Genomic DNA, 2,946 nt, shown 5'->3' on the forward strand with positions numbered 1-2,946 from the left:
CGGAGTCTATGGCGAAAAGTATCTTCTCGTTGACTTCGGCACGCATACCTTGCGGTATCTGTTGGGGGATGATGGCATACATGACTTTATCTGTTTATCGTTAAAAATGAAAACACCCCGCAAGGATTGCCTTACGGGGTGCTGTGTAAATCTTATCATGGTCAGTTTTCTCTTAGGGTGATTTCATCCAGATGCAGACGCTTGAAACAACTTTCGGCTGCCGCACTGTCCTTGAACCGGACATCGATACGTCCGTTCTTGTAGAATCGGATTTGCTCGGCATTGGTGGTCGTAAGGTCGTACCAGTCTGTGACAGAAATGTCGTTGTCATCAAAACGGATAATCATCTTTGAATTTCCATTCAGTATGTCATCCGCACCGTAGGCAATGCCGGCACACAGGGTTTCCAGTTCTCCGCCGTAGTTGTAGGAGATTCTGTTCCTTTGGTTGTATTGCATGGAAAAATCGTCGAAACGGATGATTTCGGGAAAGATTATCTTGTCCTTCTTCAACTCCGTCTTGACTTTGCTCCAGTATGCCGGTCTGACAACTTTGCTCAGGCGTGCGAGCAGTTCTTCCACGGCCGTTTCCCGGAAACTCTTGCCGCCCAAGTGTTCGATGACTACATCTACATATGTGTCATAAACAGGACGGAAGCCCATCGGAAGTTTTTTTTCGTCTATTTTATACTCAGGAACCGACACTTTGTAAGTCCTGTTGAAATAAGAAATGATGCGGTTCGCAAAATTCGCGTTGGCGTTTCGGTTCTTATCTACCAGATCGTTAATCAGATCAAACGGTTTGAACTCGTTGTGTGAATAGTCTTCCCTGTCGTTATGGTAAGTGTAGAAATCACGCATGGAAACCTTGCCGTTTTCTTCGTAATGGAACTTACGTTCGGCTTGGTATTGTTCGGCTTCTTCCTTGAAGACGGCGTACCAGCGGTCAATCTGGTCGAGTGTCTTGTAAAGCAGGTTTTGCTGCGTCTGGCAATAGACACGGTCCTGTTCCGTAATCTTGTCCTCGTTTCTCACTTGTACGCTCAGAATGCCTTGAAGCAGGTCGGGAGCGTTGCCGGCCTTGGGTGCTGTTGTCGTTTGCATATCTGTTAGGGTTAAATGTTAAAAATTATCCGGTTTAATCCGGTAGAAATAAGTGATGTGCTTTTCCATGTCCTTGACTATCTTGACCTGCTCGGGATGGAAGTTGAGCCTCCTCGTTTCGATCGGGGCATTAAACGTTTCCCATTCGGCGGAAGGTAAGAACACATATTCCCGACGGAAACACCATAACACGATTTGATTATCCCAATTTCCCTTGAACACCGTTCCTTCGTAGTCCTTCAGGAACTGCCGGAACTCGGCTTCGTCCCGAAAAGCGATGTCAAAGCCTTGATAGAGATTGCCGTTTTCCGATTCCTCCCTTTTGTGTAGGTAGAACTTCCGGTAGGTCTCGGTCGTGAAATCTCCATACCTGGGATTGGGTTCGGCATAAAACCATAACGGTACCTTAGCCAGAAATGACACCGAACCGTTGGCGCAAGCACCGCAATGCCCCCAGTCCTTGAACACCCCTTCCGTCCATTTCAGGAATTTCAGTTCCTCCGGATTCACGGAATGGAATGCGCCTCCGCTGACACTCAGACGGATATTGCCGTCCTCTTCCCACACGAAAGGCACATACGGCTGTTCGCATACGGAAAGATATCCTTCTTTTGCACTCCTGCTGTCAATAAGGGCGTTTCCGTAATAATCCCCGTGTTCGGTTACATATACCAGCCTGTCGCCGATTTGAGGTGTAATTTCGGAGCGTGTCCGCTCAATGAGTTCAACATAATTGTTGGCCATATCCACATCTTTCTGTGTCAGCCAATGCTGGTGGTCGTATGAAACATTCCGCTCTCTGAGTGTTTCGATACTGTACTTTTCTTTTGTTACCTGCTGTGACATAACAATTTATTTTTAGTGATCCGGCTTTTCGGGGCCGGAGTTCCCGTAACTACAGGCCATAAAAGGTCGTGTCCCGTACATGCAAGGTTGGCGGGAAAAATACCGCAAGCCCTCCGGGCGAGGATGATTTTTCCACGACACCCGGAGGGCTTGACCTTGCTTGTACGAGCAGGACACGGGTTACCTTTGCCTGTGAGTTACGGGGATTCGGCTACGGTATGGCTGTCATGTCCGCTGTATATGTTTCTTGAAATGACCGTGATATTTTATGCCCGAAAATTACCGGCAATCACGAAAAAATGCTACCTTTGCATCAAGAAAAAAGAGTTATTTGAAAGCATGAGGAATATAGTGATTCTAAACAGCTTGGAATTTTCTTATCCGTTGCCCGTTCTCATGCGAGTTTTCTACAAAGCGTTGATAATCAAATAAGATACTTCAGATTACAACAAATATAGTAATAATGCTCTTGTTGTTCAAACTGTCAGTATGGAAAACCAGTCTTTGCCTCTGACTGATAATTGGGCTTCGGGAAGGGCCGTCAGCTATACTATAGGTATAGCACGAAAGGCAATTACTGTGATACCGGAGAACGGTCCCGTATCATGGGAAGAGAATGCTGAAACCGAGACAGTTATTGGAACGGAAGCAAAACAAGAGACTGATTGACCTGACGGGGTAATTCTGGACTTCGCAAAAAGATGCCAATCTGTTTAAAGTAAGATAATATGAAAAGATATATGAAATTTTTCACTGGAATAGTATTTGGGGGCATCCTTTTAGTGTGTAGTGCATGCACTGACGAATACGAAGCAAACAATGGAGGTATGAAGGAGTGCTGTGAGGGAGTACCCTTTACAGTCCGGGCTATAGTCGCTGATTTTGAAGAGCTCTCCAATGCAGGAAAGTCCTCTACACGTACCTCTGTAAGGGACGAACATTTTAAAATGGAGTTTGTCGATGGTGATTCGATTGGTGTTTTTGCCATAAAGGACGG

2 protein-coding genes and 1 pseudogene are annotated in these 2,946 nt (G+C 46.0%); 1 reads left to right on the top strand and 2 read right to left on the bottom strand.

Annotated features, from left to right (window positions below; genetic code table 11):
* Positions 1–161 precede the first annotated feature (161 nt).
* Both AC5RDV_RS13325 and AC5RDV_RS13330 read right to left on the bottom strand, forming a co-directional pair.
* The gene (locus AC5RDV_RS13325; protein WP_008777842.1) at positions 162–1,103 is read right to left on the bottom strand and encodes a hypothetical protein; all 942 of its coding nucleotides are present in this window, start codon (positions 1,101–1,103) and stop codon (positions 162–164) included.
* 18 nt (positions 1,104–1,121) lie between these two features.
* Complete coding sequence (locus tag AC5RDV_RS13330; protein WP_005647149.1) at positions 1,122–1,949, bottom strand: DUF4121 family protein; 828 nt, start codon at positions 1,947–1,949, stop codon at positions 1,122–1,124.
* Positions 1,950–2,677: 728 nt separating this feature from the next.
* Between AC5RDV_RS13330 and AC5RDV_RS13335 the strand changes: the two are divergent.
* Positions 2,678–2,946: pseudogene (locus tag AC5RDV_RS13335) on the top strand (fimbrillin family protein); the annotation flags it as partial.

The sequence above is a fragment of the Paraprevotella sp. genome, from assembly GCF_986071375.1.